This is a genomic window from Pararhodobacter sp. (genome assembly GCF_036802785.1).
Classification (GTDB): Bacteria; Pseudomonadota; Alphaproteobacteria; order Rhodobacterales; family Rhodobacteraceae; genus Pararhodobacter.
In genome coordinates this window covers 1-25997 of sequence record NZ_DAIRVN010000071.1, presented here as the reverse complement: position 1 = coordinate 25997, position 25997 = coordinate 1, and the positions used below count along the sequence as shown (strand labels likewise).

The 25997-nt window shown below is 62.5% G+C and carries 38 protein-coding genes; all 38 read left to right on the top strand.

All coding sequences use genetic code 11. The features are described from left to right. Positions 1-113, top strand: a 113-nt coding sequence (locus V7Q53_RS18890; RefSeq protein ID WP_333830337.1) for a hypothetical protein, incomplete at its 5' end; no start/stop codon positions are given. 53 nt (positions 114-166) lie between these two features. Beyond that, the gene (gene rpsJ, locus V7Q53_RS18885; protein WP_209426390.1) at positions 167-475 is read left to right on the top strand and encodes a 30S ribosomal protein S10; all 309 of its coding nucleotides are present in this window, start codon (positions 167-169) and stop codon (positions 473-475) included. Between the two features lie 11 nt (positions 476-486). After that, positions 487-1329: a 50S ribosomal protein L3 gene (gene rplC / locus V7Q53_RS18880; protein ID WP_333830336.1), complete on the top strand. Its 843-nt coding sequence runs from the start codon at positions 487-489 to the stop codon at positions 1327-1329. Then, a complete protein-coding gene (rplD, locus tag V7Q53_RS18875) occupies positions 1326-1946 on the top strand; it encodes a 50S ribosomal protein L4 (RefSeq protein WP_333830334.1) in 621 nt (206 codons plus the stop codon). The genes rplC and rplD overlap by 4 nt, the downstream gene beginning before the upstream one ends. Next, the gene (locus tag V7Q53_RS18870; protein ID WP_333830333.1) at positions 1943-2239 is read left to right on the top strand and encodes a 50S ribosomal protein L23; all 297 of its coding nucleotides are present in this window, start codon (positions 1943-1945) and stop codon (positions 2237-2239) included. The genes rplD and V7Q53_RS18870 overlap by 4 nt, the downstream gene beginning before the upstream one ends. Positions 2240-2355: 116 nt before the next feature. After that, positions 2356-3195 carry a 50S ribosomal protein L2 gene (gene rplB / locus V7Q53_RS18865; RefSeq protein ID WP_333830332.1) on the top strand — a complete coding sequence of 280 codons (840 nt, stop codon included), beginning with the start codon at positions 2356-2358 and terminating at the stop codon, positions 3193-3195. Positions 3196-3198: 3 nt separating this feature from the next. Then, a complete protein-coding gene (gene rpsS, locus V7Q53_RS18860) occupies positions 3199-3477 on the top strand; it encodes a 30S ribosomal protein S19 (RefSeq protein ID WP_333830331.1) in 279 nt (92 codons plus the stop codon). Positions 3478-3482: 5 nt separating this feature from the next. Further along, positions 3483-3863, top strand: coding sequence for a 50S ribosomal protein L22 (gene rplV / locus V7Q53_RS18855; RefSeq protein WP_333830330.1), 381 nt, complete (start codon positions 3483-3485; stop codon positions 3861-3863). Continuing rightward, complete coding sequence (rpsC, locus tag V7Q53_RS18850) at positions 3863-4564, top strand: 30S ribosomal protein S3 (protein ID WP_333830329.1); 702 nt, start codon at positions 3863-3865, stop codon at positions 4562-4564. The genes rplV and rpsC overlap by 1 nt, the downstream gene beginning before the upstream one ends. A 21-nt stretch (positions 4565-4585) precedes the next feature. After that, a complete protein-coding gene (gene rplP / locus V7Q53_RS18845) occupies positions 4586-4999 on the top strand; it encodes a 50S ribosomal protein L16 (RefSeq protein WP_333830328.1) in 414 nt (137 codons plus the stop codon). A gap of 109 nt (positions 5000-5108) precedes the next feature. Next, positions 5109-5312, top strand: coding sequence for a 50S ribosomal protein L29 (gene rpmC / locus V7Q53_RS18840; RefSeq protein ID WP_333830326.1), 204 nt, complete (start codon positions 5109-5111; stop codon positions 5310-5312). 11 nt (positions 5313-5323) lie between these two features. Beyond that, positions 5324-5563: a 30S ribosomal protein S17 gene (gene rpsQ / locus V7Q53_RS18835; RefSeq protein ID WP_333830325.1), complete on the top strand. Its 240-nt coding sequence runs from the start codon at positions 5324-5326 to the stop codon at positions 5561-5563. Positions 5564-5628: 65 nt separating this feature from the next. Next, on the top strand, positions 5629-5997 hold the full coding sequence (gene rplN / locus V7Q53_RS18830; protein WP_013066055.1) for a 50S ribosomal protein L14: 369 nt from the start codon (positions 5629-5631) through the stop codon (positions 5995-5997). Beyond that, a complete protein-coding gene (gene rplX / locus V7Q53_RS18825; RefSeq protein ID WP_333830320.1) occupies positions 5997-6302 on the top strand; it encodes a 50S ribosomal protein L24 in 306 nt (101 codons plus the stop codon). Before rplN ends, rplX begins: the two co-directional genes overlap by 1 nt. Then, positions 6302-6862: a 50S ribosomal protein L5 gene (rplE, locus tag V7Q53_RS18820; RefSeq protein ID WP_333830318.1), complete on the top strand. Its 561-nt coding sequence runs from the start codon at positions 6302-6304 to the stop codon at positions 6860-6862. Before rplX ends, rplE begins: the two co-directional genes overlap by 1 nt. A gap of 20 nt (positions 6863-6882) precedes the next feature. Next, a complete protein-coding gene (rpsN, locus tag V7Q53_RS18815) occupies positions 6883-7188 on the top strand; it encodes a 30S ribosomal protein S14 (protein WP_333830317.1) in 306 nt (101 codons plus the stop codon). Positions 7189-7201: 13 nt separating this feature from the next. Beyond that, the gene (gene rpsH, locus V7Q53_RS18810) at positions 7202-7600 is read left to right on the top strand and encodes a 30S ribosomal protein S8 (protein ID WP_333830316.1); all 399 of its coding nucleotides are present in this window, start codon (positions 7202-7204) and stop codon (positions 7598-7600) included. Positions 7601-7611: 11 nt separating this feature from the next. Next, a complete protein-coding gene (rplF, locus tag V7Q53_RS18805; RefSeq protein ID WP_333830315.1) occupies positions 7612-8145 on the top strand; it encodes a 50S ribosomal protein L6 in 534 nt (177 codons plus the stop codon). An 11-nt stretch (positions 8146-8156) separates the two neighbouring features. Then, positions 8157-8516, top strand: coding sequence for a 50S ribosomal protein L18 (gene rplR / locus V7Q53_RS18800; RefSeq protein ID WP_333830314.1), 360 nt, complete (start codon positions 8157-8159; stop codon positions 8514-8516). Between the two features lie 10 nt (positions 8517-8526). Continuing rightward, complete coding sequence (gene rpsE / locus V7Q53_RS18795; protein ID WP_333830313.1) at positions 8527-9102, top strand: 30S ribosomal protein S5; 576 nt, start codon at positions 8527-8529, stop codon at positions 9100-9102. A gap of 11 nt (positions 9103-9113) precedes the next feature. Then, complete coding sequence (rpmD, locus tag V7Q53_RS18790) at positions 9114-9302, top strand: 50S ribosomal protein L30 (RefSeq protein WP_333830312.1); 189 nt, start codon at positions 9114-9116, stop codon at positions 9300-9302. A gap of 234 nt (positions 9303-9536) precedes the next feature. Beyond that, positions 9537-10142, top strand: a complete 606-nt coding sequence (locus V7Q53_RS18785; RefSeq protein WP_333830311.1) for a hypothetical protein — start codon at positions 9537-9539, stop codon at positions 10140-10142. Between the two features lie 192 nt (positions 10143-10334). Further along, positions 10335-10814 (top strand): 50S ribosomal protein L15, encoded by a 480-nt coding sequence (gene rplO, locus V7Q53_RS18780; protein WP_333830310.1) that lies wholly within the window; start codon positions 10335-10337, stop codon positions 10812-10814. Positions 10815-10917: 103 nt separating this feature from the next. Continuing rightward, entirely contained in the window at positions 10918-12279 is a 1362-nt protein-coding gene (gene secY, locus V7Q53_RS18775; protein ID WP_333830309.1) for a preprotein translocase subunit SecY, read from the top strand. Beyond that, entirely contained in the window at positions 12276-12923 is a 648-nt protein-coding gene (locus tag V7Q53_RS18770) for an adenylate kinase (RefSeq protein WP_333830308.1), read from the top strand. The genes secY and V7Q53_RS18770 overlap by 4 nt, the downstream gene beginning before the upstream one ends. A 183-nt stretch (positions 12924-13106) precedes the next feature. Then, complete coding sequence (rpsM, locus tag V7Q53_RS18765) at positions 13107-13475, top strand: 30S ribosomal protein S13 (RefSeq protein WP_333830307.1); 369 nt, start codon at positions 13107-13109, stop codon at positions 13473-13475. Positions 13476-13490: 15 nt separating this feature from the next. Continuing rightward, a complete protein-coding gene (gene rpsK / locus V7Q53_RS18760) occupies positions 13491-13880 on the top strand; it encodes a 30S ribosomal protein S11 (RefSeq protein WP_333830305.1) in 390 nt (129 codons plus the stop codon). A 112-nt stretch (positions 13881-13992) separates the two neighbouring features. Further along, on the top strand, positions 13993-15009 hold the full coding sequence (locus V7Q53_RS18755; RefSeq protein WP_333830304.1) for a DNA-directed RNA polymerase subunit alpha: 1017 nt from the start codon (positions 13993-13995) through the stop codon (positions 15007-15009). Between the two features lie 117 nt (positions 15010-15126). Further along, positions 15127-15537: a 50S ribosomal protein L17 gene (gene rplQ, locus V7Q53_RS18750; RefSeq protein WP_333830303.1), complete on the top strand. Its 411-nt coding sequence runs from the start codon at positions 15127-15129 to the stop codon at positions 15535-15537. 149 nt (positions 15538-15686) lie between these two features. Beyond that, positions 15687-17066, top strand: coding sequence for a trypsin-like peptidase domain-containing protein (locus V7Q53_RS18745; protein WP_333830302.1), 1380 nt, complete (start codon positions 15687-15689; stop codon positions 17064-17066). Between the two features lie 144 nt (positions 17067-17210). After that, on the top strand, positions 17211-18521 hold the full coding sequence (locus V7Q53_RS18740; RefSeq protein ID WP_333830301.1) for a replication-associated recombination protein A: 1311 nt from the start codon (positions 17211-17213) through the stop codon (positions 18519-18521). Between the two features lie 188 nt (positions 18522-18709). After that, a complete protein-coding gene (locus tag V7Q53_RS18735; protein ID WP_333830300.1) occupies positions 18710-19747 on the top strand; it encodes an RluA family pseudouridine synthase in 1038 nt (345 codons plus the stop codon). After that, a complete protein-coding gene (locus V7Q53_RS18730; protein WP_333830299.1) occupies positions 19744-20406 on the top strand; it encodes an HAD-IA family hydrolase in 663 nt (220 codons plus the stop codon). Before V7Q53_RS18735 ends, V7Q53_RS18730 begins: the two co-directional genes overlap by 4 nt. Then, positions 20403-21110, top strand: a complete 708-nt coding sequence (locus V7Q53_RS18725) for an ATP12 family chaperone protein (protein ID WP_333830298.1) — start codon at positions 20403-20405, stop codon at positions 21108-21110. Before V7Q53_RS18730 ends, V7Q53_RS18725 begins: the two co-directional genes overlap by 4 nt. A 277-nt stretch (positions 21111-21387) precedes the next feature. Further along, positions 21388-22407 (top strand): amino acid ABC transporter substrate-binding protein, encoded by a 1020-nt coding sequence (locus V7Q53_RS18720; RefSeq protein WP_333830297.1) that lies wholly within the window; start codon positions 21388-21390, stop codon positions 22405-22407. Positions 22408-22569: 162 nt separating this feature from the next. Next, positions 22570-23823 carry an amino acid ABC transporter permease gene (locus V7Q53_RS18715; RefSeq protein ID WP_333830296.1) on the top strand — a complete coding sequence of 418 codons (1254 nt, stop codon included), beginning with the start codon at positions 22570-22572 and terminating at the stop codon, positions 23821-23823. Between the two features lies 1 nt (position 23824). After that, complete coding sequence (locus tag V7Q53_RS18710; RefSeq protein WP_333830295.1) at positions 23825-25123, top strand: amino acid ABC transporter permease; 1299 nt, start codon at positions 23825-23827, stop codon at positions 25121-25123. Between the two features lie 10 nt (positions 25124-25133). After that, positions 25134-25937, top strand: a complete 804-nt coding sequence (locus V7Q53_RS18705) for an amino acid ABC transporter ATP-binding protein (protein ID WP_333830294.1) — start codon at positions 25134-25136, stop codon at positions 25935-25937. Positions 25938-25997: the final 60 nt, after the last annotated feature.

The following is a 25997-nucleotide window of genomic DNA, read 5'->3' as shown; positions in this document are numbered from 1 at the left end:
AGTTCGAAGTCGAGCTGATCGCCCCCATCGCAATGGAAGAGAAGCTCCGCTTCGCCATCCGCGAAGGCGGCCGCACCGTCGGTGCTGGCGTCGTCTCGAAAATCATCAAGTAAAAAGAAGCGGTAAGGGTGGGGCTCGCCCCACCCACCATTCCGAGGGCAAGGACATGCAAGGTCAAACTATCCGCATCCGGCTCAAGGCCTTCGATTACCGCGTTCTGGATGCTTCCACCGCGGAAATCGTAAGCACGGCCAAACGCACGGGCGCACAGGTTCGCGGGCCGATCCCGCTGCCGAACAAGATTGAAAAGTTCACGGTTCTCCGTGGGCCCCATATTGACAAGAAGTCGCGTGACCAGTGGGAAATCCGTACCCACAAGCGTTTGCTCGACATCGTCGACCCCACACCGCAGACGGTGGACGCGCTGATGAAGCTCGACCTCGCCGCGGGCGTGGATGTCGAAATCAAGGTTTGAGGAGCCGGACAATGCGCTCTGGAGTGATTGCAAAAAAGCTGGGCATGACCCGGTTGTTCCTGGAGGATGGGAAGCAGGTTCCCGTGACCGTCCTTCAACTGGACGGGCTGCAGGTGGTCGCGCAGCGCACCGCCGAGCGGGATGGCTATACAGCCGTCCAGCTGGGCGCGGGCGCCGCAAAGGTCAAACGGGTCACTGCGCCGATGCGCGGGCATTTCGCCAAGGCGAATGTCGCGCCGAAGCGCAAGCTGGCCGAATTCCGTGTCAGCCCTGACAACCTGATCGGTGTTGGTGAAGAAATCACCGCCGATCATTATTTTGCCGGGCAATATGTTGATGTTGCCGGCACATCGATCGGCAAAGGCTTTGCCGGTGTGATGAAGCGCCACAACTTCGGTGGTCTGCGCGCCTCGCACGGCGTGTCGATCAGCCACCGTTCGCATGGTTCGACTGGTCAGTGCCAGGACCCCGGCAAGGTGTTCAAAGGCAAGAAGATGGCGGGCCACATGGGTGCCGTCCGCGTGACCACGCAGAACCTGCAGGTTGTCAGCACCGATTCCGACCGTGGCCTGATCATGGTCAAGGGCGCGGTGCCGGGCTCGAAAGGTGGCTGGGTGACGGTCAAGGATGCGGTGAAGAAGCCGTTCCCCGAGAACGCGATCCTGCCGGCGGCCCTGAAATCAGCCGCCGAGGCTGCGCGCAAGTCCGCTGAGGCGGCCGCCGCGCAGGCTGCTGCCGAAGAAGAGGCCGCAAACCGGGCTCAGCTTGAGGCAGCAGCGGCAGAGCAGGAGGCCGCTCTGGCGAAGGCTGAGGACGCTACTGACACCGCAGCGCCCGAAGGAGACGACAAATGAAAATCGAGGTGATCAAGCTCGATAATGCTGCCGCCGGCGAAGTGGAGCTGAACGACGCGATCTATGGCCTTGAGCCGCGCGCCGACATTCTGCACCGCGTTGTCCGCTGGCAGCGTGCCAAGGCACAGGCTGGCACCCACTCGGTGCTGGGCCGCTCGGACGTGTCTTATTCGACCAAGAAGATCTATCGCCAGAAGGGCACCGGCGGCGCACGCCACGGCAGCCGCAAGGCGCCGATCTTCCGCAAGGGTGGTGTCTACAAGGGCCCGACCCCGCGCAGCCATGCCTTTGACCTTCCCAAGAAGGTCCGGGCGCTGGGTCTGAAGCATGCGCTTTCGGCCAAGGCCCTCGCGGGCAAGCTGGTGATCCTGGATTCGGCTGAACTGGCCGAAGCCAAGACCGCGATGCTGGCGAAGGTGGCGCACGATCTGGGCTGGAAAAAGGTCCTGATCATCGACGGCGCCGAGGTGAACGAGAATTTCGCCGCCGCCGCGCGCAACCTCGATGGCGTGGATATCCTGCCGTCGATGGGTGCGAACGTCTATGACATCCTCAAGCGTGACACCCTGGTGATCACGCGTGCGGGTATCGAAGCACTGGAGGCTCGACTGGCATGAGCGCGAAAGTTGAACATTACGATGTGATCCGCAAGCCGGTCATCACCGAGAAGGCAACGATGGCTTCTGAAGCCAATGCGGTTGTCTTTGAAGTGGCGATCGACGCCAACAAGCCGCAGATCAAGGAGGCTGTCGAAAACCTCTTTGGTGTGAAGGTCAAGGCGGTGAACACGACGATCACCAAAGGCAAGGTGAAACGCTTCCGGGGCCAGCTCGGCCGCCGCAAGGACGTCAAGAAGGCCTACGTCACCCTCGAAGAGGGAAATGCTATCGACGTGACGACCGGCCTTTGATAAAGAGACGCGACTCAGCGGCCCCGCCCATCGGGGCCGTTGATCATTTGGTGGGATCTCCTGCCTTTTGACGTAAACGGGACCTTATGGTCCGAAGCTGACGGAAGACAGAAAGCATGGCACTCAAGTCGTATAAACCGACGACGCCTGGCCAGCGTGGGCTGGTTCTGATCGACCGTTCGGAGCTTTGGAAAGGTCGCCCCGTGAAGGCCCTGACGCAGGGTCTGACCAAATCGGGCGGTCGGAACAACACCGGACGGATCACGATGCGCCGCATCGGCGGCGGGGCGAAACGTCTCTACCGGATCGTCGATTTCAAGCGCAACAAGCTTGATATCGCAGCGGTCGTCGAACGGATCGAATACGATCCCAACCGCACCGCCTTCATCGCGCTGATCCGCTATGAAGACGGCGAACAGGCTTATATTCTGGCGCCACAGCGCCTTGCCATCGGCGACAAAGTGATCGCCGCGGCCAAGGTTGACGTGAAGCCGGGCAACGCGATGCCGTTTTCGGGCATGCCGCTGGGTACGATCGTCCACAACGTGGAGCTGAAGCCCGGCAAGGGCGGCCAGATCGCCCGCGCGGCGGGCACCTATGCTCAGTTCGTGGGCCGTGACGGTGGTTACGCCCAGCTGCGCCTCTCCTCGGGCGAGCTGCGGATGGTCCGTCAGGAATGCATGGCCACCATCGGTGCCGTGTCGAACCCGGACAATTCGAACCAGAACCTCGGCAAGGCTGGCCGGAACCGCCATTACGGCATCCGCCCCTCCGTTCGCGGTGTTGCGATGAACCCGATCGACCACCCGCATGGTGGTGGTGAAGGCCGTACCTCGGGTGGCCGTACGCCGGTTACCCCCTGGGGTAAGGACACCAAGGGCCGCAAGACCCGTTCGAACAAGGCGACGGACAAATACATCATCCGTTCGCGCCACGCCAAGAAGAAGGGTCGCTAATCCATGGCACGTTCAGTTTGGAAGGGCCCCTTTGTCGATGCGCACGTCCTGAAAAAGGCCGAGAAATCGCGTGAATCGGGCCGCAACGAAGTTATCAAGATCTGGTCGCGCCGCTCGACGATCCTGCCGCAGTTTGTCGGCCTGACCTTCGGCGTCTACAACGGGAAAAAACATATCCCCGTCAACGTGTCCGAAGACATGATCGGCCAGAAGTTCGGTGAATATTCGCCGACGCGGACCTACTACGGTCACGCGGCCGACAAAAAAGCGAAACGGAAGTAAGCGCCATGGGTAAAGAGCAAAATCCGCGCCGCGTGGCAGATAACGAGGCCATGGCGAAAACCAGCATGCTGCGCGTATCGCCGCAGAAGCTGAACCTCGTCGCCGGTCTGATCCGCGGCAAGAAGGTCGACAAGGCAATCGCCGATCTGACCTTCTCGAAAAAGCGCATCGCGATCGATGTGAAGAAATGCCTGCAATCGGCCATTGCTAATGCCGAGAACAACCACGGCCTGGACGTGGACAATCTCGTCGTGGCTGAAGCCTGGGTCGGCAAGAACATGACACTCAAGCGCGGTCGCCCGCGTGCGCGTGGCCGCTTCGGCAAGATCATGAAGCCGTTTGCAGAAATCACTATCAAGGTGCGTGAGCGCGAGGAGCAAGCGTAATGGGTCAGAAGGTCAATCCGATTGGCATGCGCCTCCAGGTCAACCGCACCTGGGACAGCCGCTGGTTCGCCGACGGCAAAAACTATGGCAACCTCCTGCTTGAAGATCTGCGCATGCGCGAGTTCATCAAGGAAGAGTGCAAGCAGGCCGGCGTCAGCCGCGTCATCATCGAGCGTCCGCACAAGAAGTGCCGGGTGACGATCCACACCGCGCGCCCGGGCGTGATCATCGGCAAAAAAGGCGCCGATATCGAAACCCTGCGCAAGAAGCTGGCGAATTTCACCGATTCGGAACTGCACCTCAACATCATCGAGGTCCGCAAACCCGAACTGGACGCCCAGCTGGTGGCCGAATCGATTGCTCAGCAGCTTGAGCGCCGGGTTTCTTTCCGCCGCGCCATGAAGCGCAGCGTGCAGAACGCCATGCGCATGGGATCGCTGGGTATCCGGGTTAACGTCGCGGGCCGCCTTGGCGGTGCCGAGATCGCCCGGACCGAGTGGTACCGCGAAGGCCGTGTGCCGCTGCACACGCTGCGTGCCGACATCGATTATGCGCTCGCCGAGGCTATGACCCCCTATGGCATCATCGGGATCAAGGTCTGGATCTACAAGGGCGACATCATGGAGCACGATCCGCAGGCGCGTGATCGCCGTCATACCGAGCTTCAGGACAGCGGTGGCGCGCAGCGCCCGCGTCGCTGAACCGCCGACAGGAGATAAACCATGCTGCAACCGAAACGGACGAAGTTCCGCAAGATGCACAAGGGCCGTATTCACGGCGAGGCCAAGGGCGGCTTTGACCTGAATTTCGGCTCCTTCGGCCTCAAGGCTACCGAACCGGAGCGTATCACCGCGCGCCAGATCGAGGCCGCACGCCGCGCCATGACGCGCCACATGAAGCGTCAGGGCCGTGTCTGGATCCGCATTTTCCCTGATGTCCCGGTCTCGTCGAAGCCGACCGAGGTACGGATGGGTAAAGGCAAGGGTTCGGTCGATTACTGGGCCGCCAAGGTCAAACCCGGCCGCGTCATGTTTGAGATTGACGGGGTGGGTGAAGTTGTGGCAAGGGAAGCGCTGCGTCTTGCGGCGATGAAATTGCCCATCAAGACCCGTGTCGTCGTTCGCGAAGACTGGTAAGTTTTGCGAGGCTCCGCCTGTGAGGGTGGGGCCATCGCGTATTTTGTCAATCACCAGATAAAGGGTGACCCTGAAGGGGCCCTCTGGTGAGCAGAAAGGAAGACTGGCGATGAGCGCCGATGAACTGAGAAACAAGACACCGGATCAGCTGCGCGATCAGCTGGTGGGACTGAAGAAGGAGGCGTTCAACCTGCGCTTCCAGAAGGCCACCAACCAGCTTGAGAACACTGCCCGTATCCGTCAGGTCCGCCGCGATGCCGCGCGCGTCAAGACGATCCTGAACCAAAAAGCCGCTGAAGCGGCGGCGAACTGAGGAGCACGCACATGCCCAAACGCATCCTGCAAGGCACCGTGACGAGCGACAAGAATGAGCAGACCGTAACGGTTCTGGTCGAGCGCCGCTTCACGCATCCGGTGATGAAAAAGACCGTGCGGTCGTCGAAGAAATATCGCGCCCACGATCCTGAGAACAGCTTCAAGGTTGGTGATGCAGTCCGTATCGAGGAATGCGCGCCGGTCTCGAAATCCAAACGCTGGAGGGTTGTGACCGAAGCTTCGGCTTGACCGTCACAGACTCCGGTTTGATCGAAACCCTGGGCTAAGGTGCCCAAAGGTCGGGAGAAACCTAAATGATCCAGATGCAAACCAATCTGGATGTTGCTGACAACTCCGGCGCTCGCCGGGTGCAGTGCATCAAGGTTCTGGGCGGCTCGCATCGCCGCTATGCATCCGTGGGCGACATCATCGTGGTGTCGGTCAAGGAAGCCATTCCGAAAGGCCGTGTCAAAAAGGGCGACGTGCGTAAAGCCGTCGTCGTGCGCACCGCCAAGGAAGTTCGCCGTGAAGACGGCACCGCCATCCGCTTTGACCGCAATGCGGCCGTCATCCTGAACAACCAGGGTGAGCCCGTTGGTACCCGTATCTTCGGGCCGGTCGTGCGTGAACTGCGCGCAAAGAACTTCATGAAGATCATTTCGCTTGCGCCGGAGGTGCTCTGATGGCTGCGAAACTCAAGAAGGGCGACAAGGTCGTCGTTCTGGCCGGTAAGGACCGTGGCAAGCAGGGCGAAATCGCCCAGGTGATGCCCGCCGACAACCAGGCCATCGTGGACGGGATCAACATTTCCATCCGCCACACCAAGCAAAGCCAGACCAGCCAGGGCGGCCGCATTCCGAAAGCGATGCCGATCGACCTGTCGAACCTGTCGGCACTGGACAAGAACGGCAAGGCCACTCGTGTGGGCTTCCGCGTCGAGGACGGCAAGAAAGTCCGCTTTGCCAAGACCACCGGGGAGGCCCTCTGATGCTTGACACAGCCACCTATACCCCGCGTCTGAAGGCGGAATACAAAACCCGCATCCGTGCGGCGCTGATGGAAGAATTCGGCTACAAGAACGAAATGCAGCTGCCCAAGCTCGATAAGATCGTGCTGAACATGGGCATCGGCGAAGCGGTCAAGGACACCAAGAAGGTGAAATCGGCCGAGGCGGATCTGACCGCGATCGCTGGTCAGAAGGCAGTCATCACCAAGGCCAAGAACTCGATCGCCGGGTTCCGGGTCCGTGAGGAAATGCCGCTGGGCGTGAAGGTCACCCTGCGCGGCGACCGGATGTACGAATTCTTTGATCGCCTGATCACCGTCGCACTGCCCCGCGTCCGCGACTTCCGCGGCGTCAAGGGTTCATCGTTCGATGGGCGTGGCAACTATGCCATGGGCATCAAGGAACATATCGTGTTCCCCGAGATCGAATTCGACAAGGTCGATGAAGTCTGGGGCATGGATGTGATCATCTGCACCACCGCGCAAACCGACGCGGAAGCCAAGGCCCTGTTGAAGCAATTCAACATGCCCTTCAACAGCTGACGCAGGACGGAGAGAGAAACATGGCCAAGAAATCCATGGTCGAACGCGAGAAGAAGCGTCAGCGCCTGGTGCAAAAGTATGCCGCCAAGCGCGCCGCGCTCAAAGACGTCGCAAATGACCAGAATGTGTCGATGGAAGACCGCTTCAAGGCGAATCTGAAGCTTGCCCAGCTGCCGCGCAACTCCTCGACGGTGCGTCTGCACAATCGCTGCGAGCTGACGGGCCGCCCCAAGGCCTACTATCGTAAACTGAAACTGTCGCGGATCATGCTGCGTGAACTGTCCTCGTTCGGGCAAGTTCCGGGCATGGTCAAGTCCAGCTGGTAAGGGAGGAGAGACCATGTCAATGAACGATCCTCTCGGTGATATGCTGACACGTATCCGTAACGCGCAGATGCGCGGCAAATCGACCGTGCGCTCGCCCGCGTCGAAGCTGCGCGCCTGGGTGCTGGATGTGCTGACAGCCGAAGGCTACATCCGCGGCTACGAGCCTGTGACCAGCGCTTTGGGACATCCCGAACTGGAAATCTCGCTCAAGTACGCCTCGGGCGAACCTGCGATCCGCGAACTCAAGCGCGTGTCCAAACCGGGCCGCCGGGTCTATACCGGTTCCAAGGAAATTCCGATGGTCCGCAATGGCCTTGGTGTTTCGGTGGTGTCCACTCCTAAGGGCGTCATGTCAGATGCAGCAGCGCGCGCGGCCAATGTTGGCGGCGAAGTGCTCTGCCGCGTGTTCTGAGGAGGGCTGAAATGTCTCGTATTGGCAAAAAGCCGGTTGAGCTGCCTTCGGGCGTGACGGCGAGTGTTTCGGGCCAGACCATCTCGGTCAAGGGCCCCAAGGGCACCCGCAGCTTCACCGCAACCGATGACATCGACCTTATCGTCGATGGCAACACCGTAACCGTCAAACCGCGCGGAAATTCGAAGCGGGCGCGTCAGCAATGGGGCCTTTCGCGCTCGATGGTGGCGAACCTTGCGCAGGGCGTGACCGGCGGCTTCAAGAAAGATCTGGAACTGGTCGGCGTGGGTTACCGCGCGGCGATGCAGGGCAAGGATCTGAAGCTGTCGCTCGGCTACAGCCACGAAGTGATCTTCGAGGTTCCTGCCGGTGTGACCGTGAGTGCGCCGAAACCGACCGAGGTAGTGATCGAAGGTATCGATCAGCAGCTCGTCGGCCAGGTTGCGGCGAATATCCGTGAGTGGCGCAAGCCCGAGCCCTACAAGGGCAAGGGCATCCGCTACAAGGATGAGTATATCTTCCGCAAGGAAGGCAAGAAGAAGTAAGGGCGCGTATCATGGCGAACACAAAAGCGAAGCTGTTCCAGAAACGCCGCCTGCGCGTGAGGAACAAACTGCGGAAAACTGCCAACGGCCGTCTGCGCCTGTCGGTTCACCGCTCGAACAAGAACATCAGCGCCCAGCTGATCGACGATGTGAAGGGGATTACCGTCGCGGCGGCCTCGACACTCGAAAAAGAGCTGGGTGTGGTTGGTGTCAACAACGTCGAGGCTGCCGCGAAGGTCGGCACGACCCTTGCCGAGCGCGCGAAAGCCGCCGGTGTGGAAGCGTGCTACTTCGACCGTGGCGGGTTCCTCTTTCACGGGAAGGTCAAGGCACTCGCCGAAGCCGCCCGTGAAGGCGGCCTGAAGTTCTGAGGAGACGATTATGGCAGAGAGAGATAACCGCCGGGATAACCGCGATCGTCGTGATCGCGAAGAAACCCCGGAATTCGCCGATCGTCTGGTAGCGATCAACCGTGTGTCGAAGACTGTGAAGGGCGGCAAGCGCTTCGGGTTCGCGGCACTGGTGGTCGTTGGCGATCAGAAGGGCCGTGTGGGCTTCGGCAAGGGCAAGGCCAAAGAGGTCCCCGAGGCGATCCGCAAGGCGACCGAGCAGGCCAAGCGCCAGATGATCCGGGTGCCGCTGCGCGATGGCCGCACGCTGCATCATGACATCGAAGGGCGTCATGGCGCGGGCAAAGTGGTGATGCGGACGGCTGTGGCCGGTACCGGTATCATTGCTGGTGGTCCGATGCGTGCCGTGTTCGAGATGCTGGGCCTTCAGGATGTCGTGGCAAAATCGCTCGGCAGCCAGAACCCCTACAACATGATCCGCGCCACCATGGACGGTCTGCGTAAGGAAGCCAGCCCCCGTCAGGTCGCGCAGCGTCGCGGCAAGAAGGTGGCCGACATCCTGCGCAAGCCTGATGGCGAGCTGCAGCAGCAGCCAGTCGAAGCTTAAGGAGCGGAACCATGGCAAAAACCATCGTCGTCAAGCAGATCGGCTCACCGATCCGCCGTCCTGCCGTTCAGCGTGCTACGCTGAAGGGCCTGGGCCTGAACAAGATGCACCGCACCCGCGAGCTGGAGGATACCCCCTCGGTCCGCGGTATGGTCGCCTCGGTCTCGCACATGGTGCAGATCATCGAAGAGCGCGGCTGACACGCGCGCGGGCGAAGGCCCTTTCAAGGGCCTTTCTCCGGCGTCCACGCCGGATGCCGCATAACAGAACAGCACGCCCCGGTTCAGCCGGGGCGCTTTGCGTTCCGGTTCAGGCTTTCGCACTCCGTTTCGTGATCGCTCCGGCAGTGCGCAGCGGGGCTGGTATGTGTATGCTCGCGCATAACGCCGCTGGCACAGCGGCAAGGTTCACCGATGCAAAGCAATAGGCTACAGATGCGGAAAGCTGAAAGCGTACTCTTGGGTTCGGTGATTGTGTTTGCCACCGCAGCATCGGCCATGGCGGGGGTCTGCAACTACCGCCCCAGCACGATGGTCGGCGGCGCCGTGACGAGCATGTCAGCCGGGGCAGGCACTCTTGTCGCCAGCAGTGGTGCTGTCATAGGGGCGACGGGCTATTATACAATTCTTCAGGCTGGCTCCAGCGCCATCGGGGCCTCTGCCGCCGGGGCGCTCGGCGCCATTGCCGGCACTGCTGGCGCGATTCTCTCGGCGCCTGCCACCCTTGTGCTGGGCGGTGTGGCAGGCGGGCTTGAAGCGGCATGTTACTTCACCGATGAGCGCGTTACTGACTACAATGCCGTACTGGCCTTTATGGACCATCTGCATCAGCATCACCCGGAAGATCGTTTCCGGCTGGTTCGCGGCATTCCCGGCCGGCAGGATGACGCCATACGGATATGGAACCCCCGGACCGAAGGGCTGGACAGGTATCTGGTCGCGGAGCTTTACATCGTCAACGGAACCCTGATGGTGCGCAGGCGCTGGGGTATCGACACCAATCTTGGCAACATCGCCTTCGTTCCGGCGGAAACCGAATAGGCCCAAGGCCGCCGCGAGGGAATTTTGTTATGCGCGGGGGTTCTGCACAGGGAACCTTGCGCAACCGGGGCGCGCCGGATATACCGCGCCGGTCCGATGATGAGTCGTGTCATCCGACACGGCCTTAACACACAGTGCCGCGTTGCCCCTGATCCGTCGCAGGAGGGGTATTCCGGCCAAGGAGAATGCGACATGAAACTGAACGAACTTCACGACAATCCCGGCTCCTCCAAGACCAAGAAGCGCGTTGCGCGTGGTCCCGGTTCGGGCAAGGGCAAAACGGCTGGCCGTGGTATCAAGGGCCAGAAATCGCGCTCGGGCGTGTCGATCAACGCCTATGAGGGCGGCCAGATGCCGCTGTACCGCCGTCTGCCGAAGCGTGGCTTCACCAAGCCGAACCGCAAATCCTGGGCCGTTGTGAACCTTGGCGCCATCGCCAAGTTCATCGAGGCCGGCAAGATCGACGCCAAGGCCGAGATCAACGAGGATGTGCTGGTGACCTCGGGTCTGGTGCGCCGCAAGCTGGATGGCATCCGCGTTCTGGCCAAGGGCGAGATCGCGCAGAAGGTTGCGCTGGTTGTCTCGGGCGCGTCCAAGGCGGCTGTCGAAGCGGTCGAAAAAGCGGGTGGCACGCTGAAAACTGCTGAGCCGGTGGCCGCAGCGGCTGAATAAGGTGTTGTGAGCCGCCGCAAGGGCGCTTACATCATCACACAGGTTTTCCTGCGCCGCCAACCGGGAACCGGTCTGGCGGCGCCGTCATGAAAGAGACGTGCATATGGCATCTGCTGCAGAGCAAATGGCGGCGAACACAAGCTGGGCCGCTTTCGCGAAGGCAAAGGATCTGCGCCAGCGGATCTTCTTCGCAATCGGGCTTCTGATCGTCTACCGGATCGGCACCTATATCCCGGTTCCCGGCATCGACGGCAGTGCGCTGCGCGAATTCATGGATGAGGCCGCGGCAGGCATCGGCGGCATGCTCAACATGTTCACCGGCGGTGCCATCTCGCGCATGGGGATCTTTGCGCTGGGGATCATGCCCTATATCTCGGCGTCGATCATCGTGCAGCTTGTCTCGGCCATGTATGGCCCCTGGGCACAGCTGAAGAAAGAGGGTGAGCTGGGGCGGCGCAAGCTGAACCAATACACCCGTTATGGCACGGTCCTCCTTGCCCTGATGCAGTCTTATGGTCTTGCCCTCAGCCTTGAGGCGGGCGATCTGGCGACCGATCCGGGCTGGTTCTTCCGCATTTCCACCATCATCACGCTGGTCGGCGGCACGCTGTTCCTGATGTGGCTGGGCGAGCAGATCACGGCGCGTGGCATCGGCAACGGTATTTCGCTGATCATCTTTGTCGGCATCATCGCTGAAATTCCGGCGCAGCTGGCGCAGTTCCTGTCGCAGGGCCGCTCTGGCAACGTCAGCCCGGTTGTGGTGATCGGTATCTTGCTGCTGATGATCGCGCTGGTGGCGTTTGTGGTCTTTATGGAGCGCGCGCTCCGAAAAGTGCATATCCAGTATCCGCGCCGTCAGGTGGGGATGAAGGTATTTGACGGCGGCTCGTCGCATCTGCCGATCAAGGTCAACCCGGCCAACGTGATTCCGGCGATCTTTGCCTCGTCGCTTTTGCTGCTGCCGACCACGGTTGCCACCTTCTCGGGCGGGTCGTCCAGCGGGTTCATGGCGACGCTGCTGGCTTATTTCGGCCCGGGCCAGCCGCTTTACCTGCTGTTCTTCGCCGCCATGATCATCTTCTTCACCTTCTTCTACACGCTCAACGTGTCGTTCAAGGTCGATGATGTGGCCGAGAATCTGAAGAACCAGAACGGCTTCATTCCCGGTATCCGCCCCGGCAAACGCACCGAGGAATACCTCTATTACGTCGTCACCCGGATTGTGACGGTCGGTGCCCTCTATCTGACCGGCGTTGCCCTGATGCCGGAAATCCTGCGCGCTCAGCTGTCGATTCCGTTCTACTTTGGCGGCACATCGGTGCTGATTATCGTGGCGGTGGGGCTTGATACGATGAGTCAGGTGCAGTCGCATCTTGTGGCGCATCAGTATGAAGGGCTGCTGGAGAAATCGCAGTTGCGCGGTCGCAAGCGCAGCACCACCAAGAAGGGGCCCGCGCTGCGATGAACATCATTCTTCTGGGCGCCCCGGGCGCAGGCAAGGGCACACAGGCGCGGAACCTTGTCGAGAAAAAGGGCATGATCCAGCTTTCCACCGGCGACATGCTGCGCGCCGCCCGCACCTCGGGCACGGAGATGGGCATCCGCGTGGCGGAAGTGATGGATCGCGGCGAACTCGTCACCGACGAGATCGTGATCGGCCTGATCGGCGAGGCGCTGGACAGCGCCTCGGCCACGGGCGGGGTGATCTTTGACGGATTCCCCCGCACGCTGGCCCAGGCCGATGCCCTCGGGGAGCTTCTGGAAGAAAAGGGCCTTGCCCTTGATGGCGTGATTGAACTGCGCGTTGATGATGAAGCGCTGGTGGACCGTATCACCGGCCGCTTCACCTGCGGCAACTGCGGTGAGGTCTATCATGACCGCACCAAGCCGACCAAGGTGCCGGGCGTTTGCGATGTCTGCGGTTCCACCGATCTGCAGCGGCGCGGCGACGACAATGAGGAAAGCCTGCGCCAGCGGCTGATGGAATACTACAAGAAGACCTCGCCGCTCATCGGTTATTACCACGCGAAGGGCAGCCTTCATGTGGTCGATGGCCTTGCCCCGATGGCGGAGGTCGAAGCGGCGATTGCTTCGGTGCTGAAGGGTTAACGCCCGGCGGCGGAAAACAGCCAATCACTCTTGACGACCGGCGAGAAAACGCCTAGGCGGAGCGCTCGTTAATACCTTCCGAGTCGGTCTCCGGCCTGGATATTCTGTCTGGCACGGCCACTGCGGCGCGTGTTGTGAAAAAAGGTTCTGGCACTACGGAACCGCAACGAAAGGAAGAACCGCGTGGCACGTATTGCTGGCGTTAACATCCCTACCGGAAAGCGCGTTCCCATTGCGCTGACCTATATCCACGGCATCGGCCCGAATGTTGCCGGGCAGATCGTCGCTGCGCTCAACATCGAGCCCTCGCGCCGTGTCAACCAGCTGTCGGATGACGAAGTGCTCGCGATCCGCGAGTATATCGACGCCAACCTGACGGTCGAAGGCGATCTGCGCCGCGAAGTGCAGATGAACGTCAAGCGTATGATGGATATCGGCTCGTATCGCGGGCTGCGCCATCGTCGCAACCTCCCCGTGCGCGGTCAGCGCACGCATACCAACGCCCGCACCCGCAAGGGTCCTGCGAAGGCGATTGCCGGTAAGAAGAAATAAGGGGAGGCTCAGACAATGGCACGTGATAAAACGCGCGTTAAGCGCAAGGAACGTAAAAACATCGCTGCTGGTGTGGCGCATGTGAATTCATCGTTCAACAACACCAAGATCCTGATTTCCGATGTGCAGGGCAACGCGATCTCGTGGTCGTCGGCCGGCACGATGGGCTTCAAGGGTTCGCGTAAATCGACCCCCTATGCGGCACAGCTCGCCGCCGAAGACGCTGCCCGCAAGGCGCAGGAGCATGGCCTCAAGACCCTTGAGGTCGAGGTTCAGGGCCCTGGCTCGGGCCGCGAATCGGCGCTGCGGGCGCTGGCTGCTGCCGGGCTGAACATTACCGCTATCCGCGACGTTACCCCGCTGGCACATAACGGCTGCCGTCCGCCGAAGCGCCGCCGCGTCTGACGCCGCAATCTGTATTACGGGCCGCGCCGCAAGGGCGCGGTCCGGCTTTGTCGTTTAGACCCTCGGGCGTATCCGGTTTGGCATGGACCGGATACTGGAATGGAGGCGAACCATGATCCATAAAAATTGGCAGGAACTTATCAAGCCCGCGCAGCTTGACGTGAAGCCCGGCGCCGATGCGTCGCGCCGCGCGACTGTCGTTGCTGAGCCGCTTGAGCGTGGCTTCGGTCTGACGCTGGGTAACGCCCTGCGCCGTGTACTGATGTCCTCGCTTCAGGGCGCGGCGATTACCTCGGTTCAGATCGACAATGTCCTGCACGAGTTCTCCTCGGTGGCCGGCGTGCGCGAAGATGTCACCGACATCGTGCTGAACCTCAAGGGCGTCGCGCTGAAGATGGAAGTTGACGGGCCCAAGCGCGTCACCGTCTCGGCCCGTGGCCCGGCTGTGGTCAAGGCCAGCGACATTGCAGTGACCAACGGCATCGAAGTGCTGAACAAGGACCATGTCCTGTGTCACCTCGATGACGGCGCTGAGCTGTTCATGGAACTGACCGTAAGCACCGGCAAGGGCTATGTTTCGGCTGACAAGAACCGGCCCGAAGATGCGCCCATCGGCCTGATTCCGATCGACGCGATCTATTCGCCGGTCCGCAAGGTAGCTTATGAAGTGCAGCCCACCCGTGAGGGTCAGGTGCTGGACTATGACAAGCTGACCATGAAGATCGAAACCGACGGCTCGGTCACCCCCGAAGACGCCGTGGCCTTTGCCGCGCGCATCCTTCAGGACCAGCTTCAGATCTTCGTCAACTTTGAAGAGCCTGAGGCCGCAGGCCGTGGCGATGCAGATGACGGGCTGGAGTTCAACCCGCTGCTGCTGAAGAAAGTCGACGAGCTGGAACTGTCGGTCCGTTCGGCGAACTGCCTGAAGAACGACAATATCGTCTATATCGGCGACCTGATCCAGAAAACCGAAGCCGAGATGCTCCGCACCCCGAACTTTGGTCGCAAGTCGCTCAACGAGATCAAGGAAGTGCTTTCGGGCATGGGCCTTCACCTCGGTATGGAAGTCGAAGACTGGCCGCCTGAGAACATCGAAGAGCTGGCCAAGCGTTTCGAAGACCAGTTCTGAACTACCGGGGGGCGCCGCAACAGGCGCCCCGCCATCGGGCACTCCGCCCGCAAGGAGAGCGGCCCATGCGTAGGACCGCCGGACAAAGCAAAAACGTAACGCGATAGGAGAAAAATCATGCGTCACGCCCGTGGCTATCGCCGCCTCAACCGCACCCATGAGCACCGCAAGGCGCTCTGGGCTAACATGGCCGGCTCGTTGATCGAGCATGAGCAGATCAAGACGACTCTGCCCAAGGCCAAGGAACTGCGCCCGATCGTCGAGAAGCTGATCACACTGGCCAAGCGCGGCGATCTGCACGCCCGTCGCCAGGCCGGTGCGCAGCTGAAAGAAGATCAGTATGTCACCAAGCTGTTCGACATTCTGGGCCCGCGCTACAAGGACCGTCAGGGTGGATACATCCGCGTCCTGAAGGCCGGTTTCCGCTATGGCGACATGGCACCGATGGCGATCATCGAATTCGTTGAGCGCGATGTGAATGCCAAAGGCGCTGGCGACCGTGCCCGCCTTGAGGCTGCCGAGGACTGATCGCAGTGCCTTGGCACTGAATGGAAACCCGCGCCCCGGCGCGGGTTTTTTCGTTATGCAGTGCCTGGGTCTCAGGAGCGGCGCCTCAGGAATTGTATCCGCCCCGCAAGGCCCCCATATCTGCACCGATCAACCAATCGGAGTGCCCCATGCGCCTTGCTTCCCTGCTTGCCGCCCTTGCGCTGATCCTGCCCGCCCCTTTGTTGTCGCAAGCCGTTCCGGAAACCCGCGCCGAGATATCGCTCAGCTTCGCCCCCGTGGTGCGCGAGGCCGCGCCCGGTGTGGTCAGTATCTACGCCAGCCGGGTGGTGGAGGCCCGGCCCAACCCGTTCTTCGATGACCCGCTCTTTGGCCAGCTGTTCGGTGATTTCGGCCGCTCGGTGCCGCGGGTACAGAATGCGCTGGGGTCCGGCGTCATCGTCTCACCGGACGGGATTGTGGTGTCGAACTACCATGTGGTCGGTGGTGCCTCGGATATCCGGGTGGTGCTGGGCGACCGGCGCGAATTTGCCGCCGATCTGATTCTCAGCGATGCGGAAAGCGACCTTGCGGTGCTGCGCCTGCGCGGGGCTGAAGGGCTTCCCGCCCTGCCGCTCGCCGATTCGGACCAGTTGCAGGTCGGCGATCTGGTGCTGGCCATCGGCAACCCCTTTGGTGTGGGGCAGACGGTGTCCAGCGGGATTGTGTCGGCGCTGGCGCGTTCGGGCATCGCGGTGGGGTCCGGGCGGGGCTACTTTATTCAGACCGATGCCGCCATCAACCCCGGCAACTCGGGCGGGGCGCTGATTGATCTGGCCGGGCGGCTGGTGGGGATCAACACCGCCATTCTGACCCGCACTGGCGGATCGCATGGGATCGGCTTTGCCATCCCTTCCAATCTGGTGGCACAGGTTGTGGCGCAGGCGCGCGAGGGGAACGCGCGTTTCGTGCGGCCCTGGGCCGGAATTTCGGGGCAAGCTGTCGACGCCGCCCTTGCCGAGGCCTTTGGGCTGAGCCTGCCGCAGGGCGTGGTGATCACCGACCTGCACCCGCTGTCGCCGCTGGCCGCTGCCGGGTTGCAGACGGGCGATGTGGTGCTGAGCATTGACGGCGAGCCGGTGAATTCGGCGCCCGAGATGATGTTCCGCCTGTCAGCGCGGGGGATCGGCGGTGAGGCGCGGCTGGACACGTTGCGCGGTGATACGCGGAGCAGCGCCACCATCGCCCTGATCGCCCCGCCCGAAGAGCCCGCGCGCGCGCGTCTGGAGGTCCGCGCGCCCGCGCTGCGCGGGCTGGTCGCCGAGAATATCAACCCTGCCGTCATAGCCGAGTTCAACCTTGCCCCGGGCGCCAGCGGCGTGATCGTCGCCGGGGCCGAGGATATCGCCCGGCGCGCCGGGCTGCGCCCCGGGGATATCCTGCTGGCCGTCAACCGTATGCCCGTGCATAGCACCGCCGATCTGGAGCGGGCGCTACGCGACGCCGGGCGCAACTGGGAGGTGGAGATTGTGCGCGACGGGCGGCGGAGCTGGCTGCGGTTCCGTCTGTGAGCCGTCACGCGAAAGGGGGAAGGGCAGAGGGGGGCCAGCCCCCCGACGCCTTCGGCGCCTCCCCCCGGCGTATTTACGGCAAGATGAAGCAAAAGCCGTTTCGCGCCGGAGCGGGGCAGCGTAGGGTTGGCGCGAGGGAAGCGCATGGCCGATCTGTTCGATAACACCCCGTCGCGTGCCGATGACGCGCCGCGCCCGCTGGCAGACCGCCTGCGGCCCCGTTCGCTTGCCGATGTGATCGGGCAGGAAAAGGTGCTGGGCACGGACGGCCCGCTGGGCGCGATGCTGACGGCCGGGGCGCTGTCGTCGCTGGTGCTCTGGGGGCCGCCCGGCGTGGGCAAGACAACCATCGCCCGCCTGCTGGCCGATGCGACCGATCTGCATTTTGTCCAGATCAGCGCGATTTTCACTGGCATGCCGGATCTGCGCAAGGTGTTCGAGGCCGCGCGGATGCGGCGGACGAACGGGCAGGGGACGCTGCTGTTCGTCGATGAGATCCATCGCTTCAACAAGGCTCAGCAGGACGGGTTTCTGCCGCATATGGAGGATGGTACGATCCTGCTGGTCGGCGCGACCACTGAGAACCCCTCGTTCGAGCTGAACGCGGCGCTTCTGAGCCGGGCGCAGGTGATCGTGCTGGAACGCCTGACGCTGGCGCATCTGGAGCGGCTGGCTCAGCGCGCCGAGCAGGCCTTTGAGCGCGCGCTGCCCCTGACGGCCGAGGCGCGCGAGTCGCTGCTGGAGATGGCAGATGGTGACGGGCGCGCGCTTCTGAATCTGATCGAGCAGGTGATGGCATGGAAACTGCCCGCGCCGTTGGACCCGGACGCCTTGTCGAAGCGGCTGATGCGGCGCGCGGCGCGTTACGACAAATCCGGTGATGAGCATTACAACCTGATCTCGGCGCTGCACAAATCGGTGCGCGGCTCAGACCCGGATGCTGCGCTTTACTGGTTTGCGCGGATGCTGGAGGGGGGCGAGGATCCGCGCTTTCTGGCCCGGCGCATCACCCGCATGGCGGTGGAGGATATCGGGCTGGCGGACCCGCAGGCGCAGGCCATCTGCCTTGAGGCCTGGCAGGTCTATGAGCGCCTTGGCAGCCCGGAGGGGGAGCTGGCGCTGGCGCAGGCGCTGGTCTATCTGGCCCTCGCGCCCAAATCGAACGCGGTCTATACGGCCTTCAAGGGCGCGCAGGCGCTGGCACGCAAGACCGGCTCCACCCCGCCGCCCGCGCATATCCTGAATGCGCCGACCGCGCTGATGAAAGAGCAGGGCTATGGCGCGGGGTATGAGTATGACCATGACGCGGCGGACGGGTTTTCGGGGCAGAACTATTTCCCCGATGGCGTGAAGCGCCCGGTTCTCTATGCCCCGCCCGAGCGCGGGTTCGAGCGGGAGCTGGGCAAGCGGGTGGCCTATTTCGCCAAGCTGCGCGCGCGCAGGCAGGGCGGTTGACAAGCGGGCGGGAAGGGCACAGAGAGCGGCGATGTTGAGCAACCTCTTTCTGATGGCTTTGGGTGGCGCCGCCGGGTCGATGCTGCGCTGGCGGACCATGGTTGGCGGAGCGCGGCCTTCCGGGCCGGTTCGGGCGGACTGGGGCTGGCCGCGTTGCTGGCAGGAATGACATTGGGGCGGATGATCGCATGAGCAGAGTTCAGACAATCACCATCGGTGCCGAAGAAGGTGATCAGCGGCTTGATCGCTGGATCAGACGGCACTTTCCGCAGATGACGCAGGCCATGGTTGAAAAGGCCTGCCGCAAGGGTGAAATCAGGGTCGATGGTGGCCGGGTCAAGCCCGCCACCCGTATCGAGGCGGGGCAGAGCGTGCGCCTGCCGCCGATGCCGGATGAGCTTGCCCCGCGGCCCAAGCCTGATATCCCCGACTATCCCTCAGCCGATGTCGAGATGATCCAGCGCGCCGTCCTGTGGAAGGATGAGCATATCATCGCGATCAACAAGCCCCCCGGCCTGCCCAGTCAGGGCGGATCGGGGCAGGGTAACCGCCATGTCGATGCGCTGACCGAGGCCCTCAAATTCGGCTACAAGGACCGCCCTGTGCTGGTTCACCGGCTGGACAAGGACACCTCCGGCGTGATGCTGCTGGCGCGCACCCCGCGTGTGGCGCGGCGCCTGAACGAGGCCTTTCGCGCCCGCACCACCCGCAAGATCTATTGGGCGATCGTTGCCGGCGTGCCCAGCCCGCTGATGGGCACCATCCGCTACGGGCTGGTCAAGGCGGGCGGGCGGGAGAGCGAAAAGATGCATTGCGTCCTGCCCGGCGATGTTGACAAGACCGAGGGTGCCAAGCGCGCCACCACCGATTATGCCGTGCTGGACCGGCTGGGCAGCCGTGCCGCCTGGGTGGCGCTGGCGCCGATCACCGGGCGCACCCATCAGCTGCGCGCGCATATGGCGGAACTGGGCAACCCCATTATCGGCGATGGCAAATATGGCGGCTCAGGGCAGGAGAATCTGGGCGATGGCTGGGGGGCGCAACTGGGCGGCGATATCAGCCGCAAGCTGCACCTGCACGCCCGCTCCATCCGCTTCCGCCACCCGGTCACGGACAAGGACGTTACCCTGACCGCCCCTTTGCCCGAACATATGGCGCGCAGCTGGAAAACGCTGGGCTGGCATGAAAATGACGTGCCCGCCGACCCGTTTGCGGAGGAAGAATGACGCAGCGGCTGGTTGTTTTCGATGTCGATGGAACGCTTGTTGACAGTCAGGCGCATATTCTGGGCGCCATGTCGCTGGCTTATACGGGGCAGGGCCTGCCCGTGCCCGCGCGCAGTGATGTGCTGAACATCGTGGGCCTGTCGCTGCCGCAGGCCTTTGCCCGGCTGATGCCGGAGGGCGATGCGGCGCAGATCGAGGCGCTGGTGACGGGCTACAAATCCAGCTTCGGCACGCTGCGCGCGGTCGATAACTCGCCGCTTTATCCCGGTGCGAAAGCCGCGCTCGACAGTCTTGTTGCGCAGGGCGGGGTGGTGCTGGGTGTGGCCACCGGCAAGTCACGGCGCGGGCTGGATCATGTGCTGGCCGCCCATGCGCTGGAGGGGTATTTTCGCACCACGCAGGTTGCCGATGACCACCCGTCAAAGCCGCATCCTTCCATGCTGCACGCCTGCCTCTCAGATACCGGAGCCACCGGCGGCGTGATGATCGGCGACACCAGCTATGACATTGAAATGGGCCGCGCGGCCGGGTTTCGCACGCTGGGGGTTGCATGGGGTTATCACGCTGTGGAGGTGCTGGAACGCGCGGGGGCTGATCTGGTGATCGACAGTTATGATGCCCTGACCGCGGCGCTTGATGAGCTGTGGAGCATGGCATGAGCGACTGGGCGCCCAAGCGCTTCTGGAAAGCCGCCGAGGTGGTTGAGGTTGATGGCGGCTTCACTGTCCATCTGGATGGCCGCACCATCAAGACTCCGGCGAAAGAGCCGCTGGTGGTGCCGACCTGCGCGCTGGCCGGTCTGATCGCGGCGGAGTGGGAGGCGCAGGGCGACAAGATCGCGCCGGAAACCATGCCCGCAACCCGTGCCGCCAATGCCGCCATCGACAAGGTGCGCGGCCAGTTTGATGAGGTGGCGGGGCTGGTTGCTGCTTATGGCGAGACCGATCTGCTGTGCTACCGCGTGCAGGCGCCCGAAGCGCTGCGCGCGCGTCAGGATGCCGCCTGGGACCCGCTTCTGCACTGGTCGGCCGCGCAGTTCGGCCTGCGCTGGGTGGTGCTTGAGGGCGTGATGCCGCAGCCGCAACCGCCTGAGACAATTGCCGCGCTGAACGCCCGGGTGGCGCGGTTTTCACCGTTCGAGCTGACGGCCTTTCATGACCTTGTCGCCATGTCCGGCTCGCTTGTCATCGGACTGGCGGTGACCGAGGGTTTTGATGCGCCTGAAACGCTCTGGCAGCTTTCGCGAATCGATGAAGACTGGCAGCGCGAACAATGGGGCGAGGATGACGAGGCGATCGCGCTGGCCGCGCTGCGGCGGCAGAGCTTTCTGAACGCGGCCGCGTTCTTTGCTGCGCTGCGCTGAGCCCGGCGCAAGATACTTGCTTCCATGGCAGCGGTAACAGTCTGAATCCTGTGCAATCATTTCCTCCGGTCCGTTCCGTACCGGGCTGACACATCACCGGATGGAATGGAGGGCTTGACGACTGGTGATAATCGGCACAAATTCGCCCATGCAGCAGCCGAAAGGCCGCGCCGCATTGTCTTCTCAATGACGGGCCGGTCTCCTGACTGGCATGCATGGGCCCAACGGGTTCGAACAGATCGCTGGTAACAGCGGCGGAAACAGGAAGAGGTATCTAATGAAGAAATCCGTATTTTTTGGCACCCTCGCCGCAACCGCGATCAGCGGTGGTGCGGCGATGGCGCAGCAGACAATGTCCGATGTGCAGGCGCGGGGCGAGCTGAACTGCGGCGTTTCCACCGGCGTCAACGGCTTTTCGGCCCCCGATGCCAACGGCGTCTGGCAGGGCTTTGACGTGGCGATCTGCCGTGCCGTTGCCGCAGCCGTGCTGGATGACCCGATGGCGGTGAACTTCGTGCCGACCACCGGCCAGACCCGCTTTACCGCGCTGTCGTCGGGCGAAGTTGATCTGCTGCCGCGCAACACCACCTGGACCTTCTCGCGCGATGTTGACCTGAGCCTGACCTTCATCGGCGTCAACTACTACGACGGCCAGGGCTTCATGGTGAACCGTGCACTGGGTGTCTCCTCGGCGACCGAACTTGATGGTGCGACCGTCTGCATTCAGACCGGCACCACGACCGAGCTGAACCTTGCTGACTATTTCCGCGTCAACAATATGAGCTATGAGCCGGTTCCGATTGAAACCAACGCCGAAGCGCAGCAGCAGTATCTGGCGGGCGCCTGCGACGTCTACACCACCGACGTGTCTGGCCTTGCCGCAACCCGCGCCTCGTTTGAGACGCCGGGCGATCATGCGATCCTGCCCGAAGTCATCTCCAAAGAGCCGCTTGGCCCTGCAGTGCGCCACGGCGACGACCAGTGGGCAGACCTGAACCGCTGGGTGCTGAACGCACTGATCGCGGCTGAAGAGCTGGGCGTCACCTCGGCCAATCTGGCTGAACTGGCTGCCGGCACCAACAACCCCGAAATCAACCGCATGCTCGGCACCGAGGGCAACCTGGGTGAGATGCTGGGGCTTGATGCCGAATGGGCCCAGCGTGCCCTTGCCGCTGGCGGCAACTATGGCGAGATATTCGCCAATAACATCGGCGAGCAGACCCCGATCGGTCTGGCGCGCGGCCTCAACGCACAGTGGACCCAGGGCGGGCTGATGTACGCCCCGCCGTTCCGCTAAGTCCGGCCCGGAGGGCGCGCGATCAAGAAGGGTCGCGCGCCCTCTCCCTCTTTACAAGATTTGCATAACCGCGCGATCTTCGGCCCCTCCGGCAGCCCCTCTGGGCCACCGTAGCCGAAGCCATAAAAAATCAACCGTCGCGGGTTGCAGGGAGATATTTTCATGGCCATGGACAGCGGGGCTCCGCGGGAGTCCTTTCGCCTGAGCATGCTGCTTTACGATACGCGGTATCGCTCATACACGATCCAGATTTTTGCGCTGATGCTTCTCATGCTGGGCGCCGCCTGGCTGATTGACAACACCGTCAAGAACCTGGCGGTGCTGGGCAAGGATTTCTCGTTCCGCTTTTTGTGGAGCACGGCGGGCTACGACATCAGCCAGCGCCCCATCGAATACAACAGCACGATGACCCATGGCCGTGCGGCGATTGTGGGGCTTCTGAATACGCTCATTCTGGCGATCATGGCCTGTACGCTGGCGACCGTTCTGGGTGTCATTGCCGGTGTGTTGCGGCTGTCGAACAACTGGATCGTGGCGCGGCTGATGACCATCTATGTGGAGGTGTTCCGCAACATCCCCACCTTGCTGTGGATTTTGATCTTCGGCGCCATCATGACCGAAGCGATGCCGCCCCCCTCGGCCTTCCGGGGCGATGATCCGGCAGCCTCGATGCTGGTCTTTGACAGTATCGCCGTCACCAATCGCGGGATCTATGTGCCCGAGCCGCTGTTCTCGCGCAGCCTTGGCAACCTTGATCTGGGCGGGGTCCAGCCCAGCTGGGATGCCATCGCCTTTATCGTGGTGGTGGTGCTCAGCATCTGGGCCAATATCCGGCTGGTGCGCCATGCCACGAAAGTGCAGAACGCCACCGGCGTGCGGCCCAAGACATGGTGGAAGAGCATTCTGATCCTGCTGGGGCCGGCTGCCCTGCTGCTGATCGCGCTTGGCTTCCATCTGGGTTATCCGGAACTGCGCGGCTTCAACTTCACCGGCGGCATCCACATGCGCAATTCGCTGATTGCGATGTGTCTGGGGCTGGGCATCTATACCGGCGCCTTCATTGCCGAAAACGTGCGCGCGGGCATTCTGGCCATATCCAAGGGCCAGACCGAGGCCGCTTTCGCGCTGGGCATGCAACCCGGCAAGACCATGCGGCTGGTGATCCTGCCGCAGGCGCTGCGGGTGATCATCCCGCCGCTGATCTCGCAATATCTCAACATCACCAAGAACACCTCGCTGGGGCTTGCGGTGGGGTATATGGACCTGCGCTCCACGCTGGGGGGCATCACCATCAACCAGACCGGGCGTGAGCTTGAGGGGATGATGCTGATGATGCTGGTCTATCTGGTGGTCAGCCTGACCATCTCAGGGGTGATGAACGTCTACAATTCCCGTATCAAGCTGAGGGAGCGGTGAGATGAGCGATACCCACGCCCAAACCGTCGCCTATGTCCGCGATACGATGCTGCCTGAACAGGTGCCGCCCGTCACCGAGCGCGGCGCGGTGAAATGGATGCGCGCGAACCTGTTCGATGGCTGGCTCAGCACCGTGCTGACCGCGCTGTCACTGCTGGCCCTTGCCTGGGCGGTGCTGGCCATCGGCCCGTGGCTCATGAACTCGGTCTGGAACGCAGGCTCGCTGACCGAGTGTCGCCAAATTCTCGATGGCACGTCGGGCGCCTGCTGGGGGGTGATCAGGGATCGCTTCCACCAGCTGATGCTCGGCTTCTACCCCCGTCATCTGTACTGGCGCCCGATTCTGACACTGGTGCTGCTGTTCGTGGCGCTGGGGCCAATTCTGTACCCTTGGGTGCCGCGCAAGATGCTGTGGTTCTCGGCCGCTTTCCCCTTTCTGGGCTACTTTCTTCTCTGGGGTGGCAGTCTCTGGTTTCCGGTGTCGATCGCGCTGGGGTTTGTGGTCGGATATGGTGCCCTTCTGGCCCTGCGCAATTTTGGCACGCTGCTGGCAACCACGGCGGCGATCATCACGCCGGTTTTGTGGTGGCTGTTCGTGGCGGGCGCTTTCGCCAGCACCTTGCATGGCATCCTGCCGCTGGGCATCGAGGGCGTGCGCTCGGACCGCTTTGGCGGCTTCCTGATTTCGCTGGTGATCGGTTTTACCGGCATCGGGCTGTCGCTGCCGCTGGGTATCTTGCTGGCGCTGGGGCGGCAGTCGAACATGGTGCTGATCAAATCGGTCTGCGTGATCTTCATCGAATTCATCCGGGGTGTGCCGCTGATCACGCTCCTGTTCACCGCACAGTTGCTGCTGGGCTACTTCCTGCCGCCGGGCACCTCGTTTGACCTGATCCTGCGGGTGGTGATCATGGTCACGCTCTTTGCCGCGGCCTATATCGCCGAAGTGGTGCGCGGGGGCCTTGCCGCCCTGCCGCGCGGGCAATACGAGGCCGCCGACGCACTGGGGCTGGACTACTGGCGGGCGCAGCGGCTGATCATCATGCCGCAGGCGTTGAAAATCTCGATCCCGGGCATCGTCAACACCTTCATCGGGCTCTTCAAGGATACCACGCTGGTGGTGTTCATCGGCCTGCTGGACCCGGTGGGCCTGTCCAACGCCATCCGTGCATCGAGCGACTGGCAGGGCATCTACTGGGAACTGTTCATGTTCATCGGTGCGGTGTTCTTCATCTTCTGTTTCGGCATGTCGCGCTACTCGATGTATCTCGAGCGGCGGCTGCGAACCGATCATCGTTAAGGAGGCTGTCATGGCTGAAGTGAAACTCGACCCCGGCATCGACCGTGAAATCGACCGCAGCCATATGCAGGTCTCTGACGAGGTGGCGATCCAGATCACGCGGATGAACAAATGGTTCGGCGCTTTCCACGTGTTGCGCGACATCGACATGACGGTGAACCGGGGCGAACGGATCGTGGTCTGCGGCCCGTCCGGCTCGGGCAAGTCAACGCTCATCCGCTGCATCAACCGGCTGGAAGAGCATCAGGCCGGGCAGATCATTGTCGACGGGACCGAGCTGACATCGGATCTGAAGAATATCGACAAGGTGCGCTCAGAGGTGGGGATGGTGTTTCAGCACTTCAACCTGTTCCCGCATCTGACAATTCTGGAGAACTGCACACTGGCACCGATCTGGGTGCGCAAGACACCGCGCCGCGAGGCAGAGGAAATTGCGATGCATTTCCTTGAAAAGGTGAAGATCCCCGAACAGGCGCTGAAGTATCCGGGCCAGCTTTCAGGCGGGCAGCAGCAGCGCGTGGCCATCGCGCGCTCGCTGTGCATGAAGCCGCGTATCATGCTGTTCGACGAGCCCACCTCGGCCCTTGACCCCGAGATGATCAAGGAGGTGCTGGATACGATGATCCAGCTTGCCGAAGAGGGGATGACCATGATCTGCGTAACCCATGAGATGGGCTTTGCGCAGGCGGTGGCGAACCGGGTGATCTTCATGGATCAGGGCCAGATCGTGGAGCAGAATGAGCCGCGCGCGTTTTTCAACAACCCGCAGTCGGACCGCACGAAGCTGTTCCTCAGCCAGATCCTGGGGCACTGAGGCTTCCGGGGCGGGTTTTGGTGGCCGGGCAGGGGGGCTTTGCGCCCCCCTCTTGGCCGT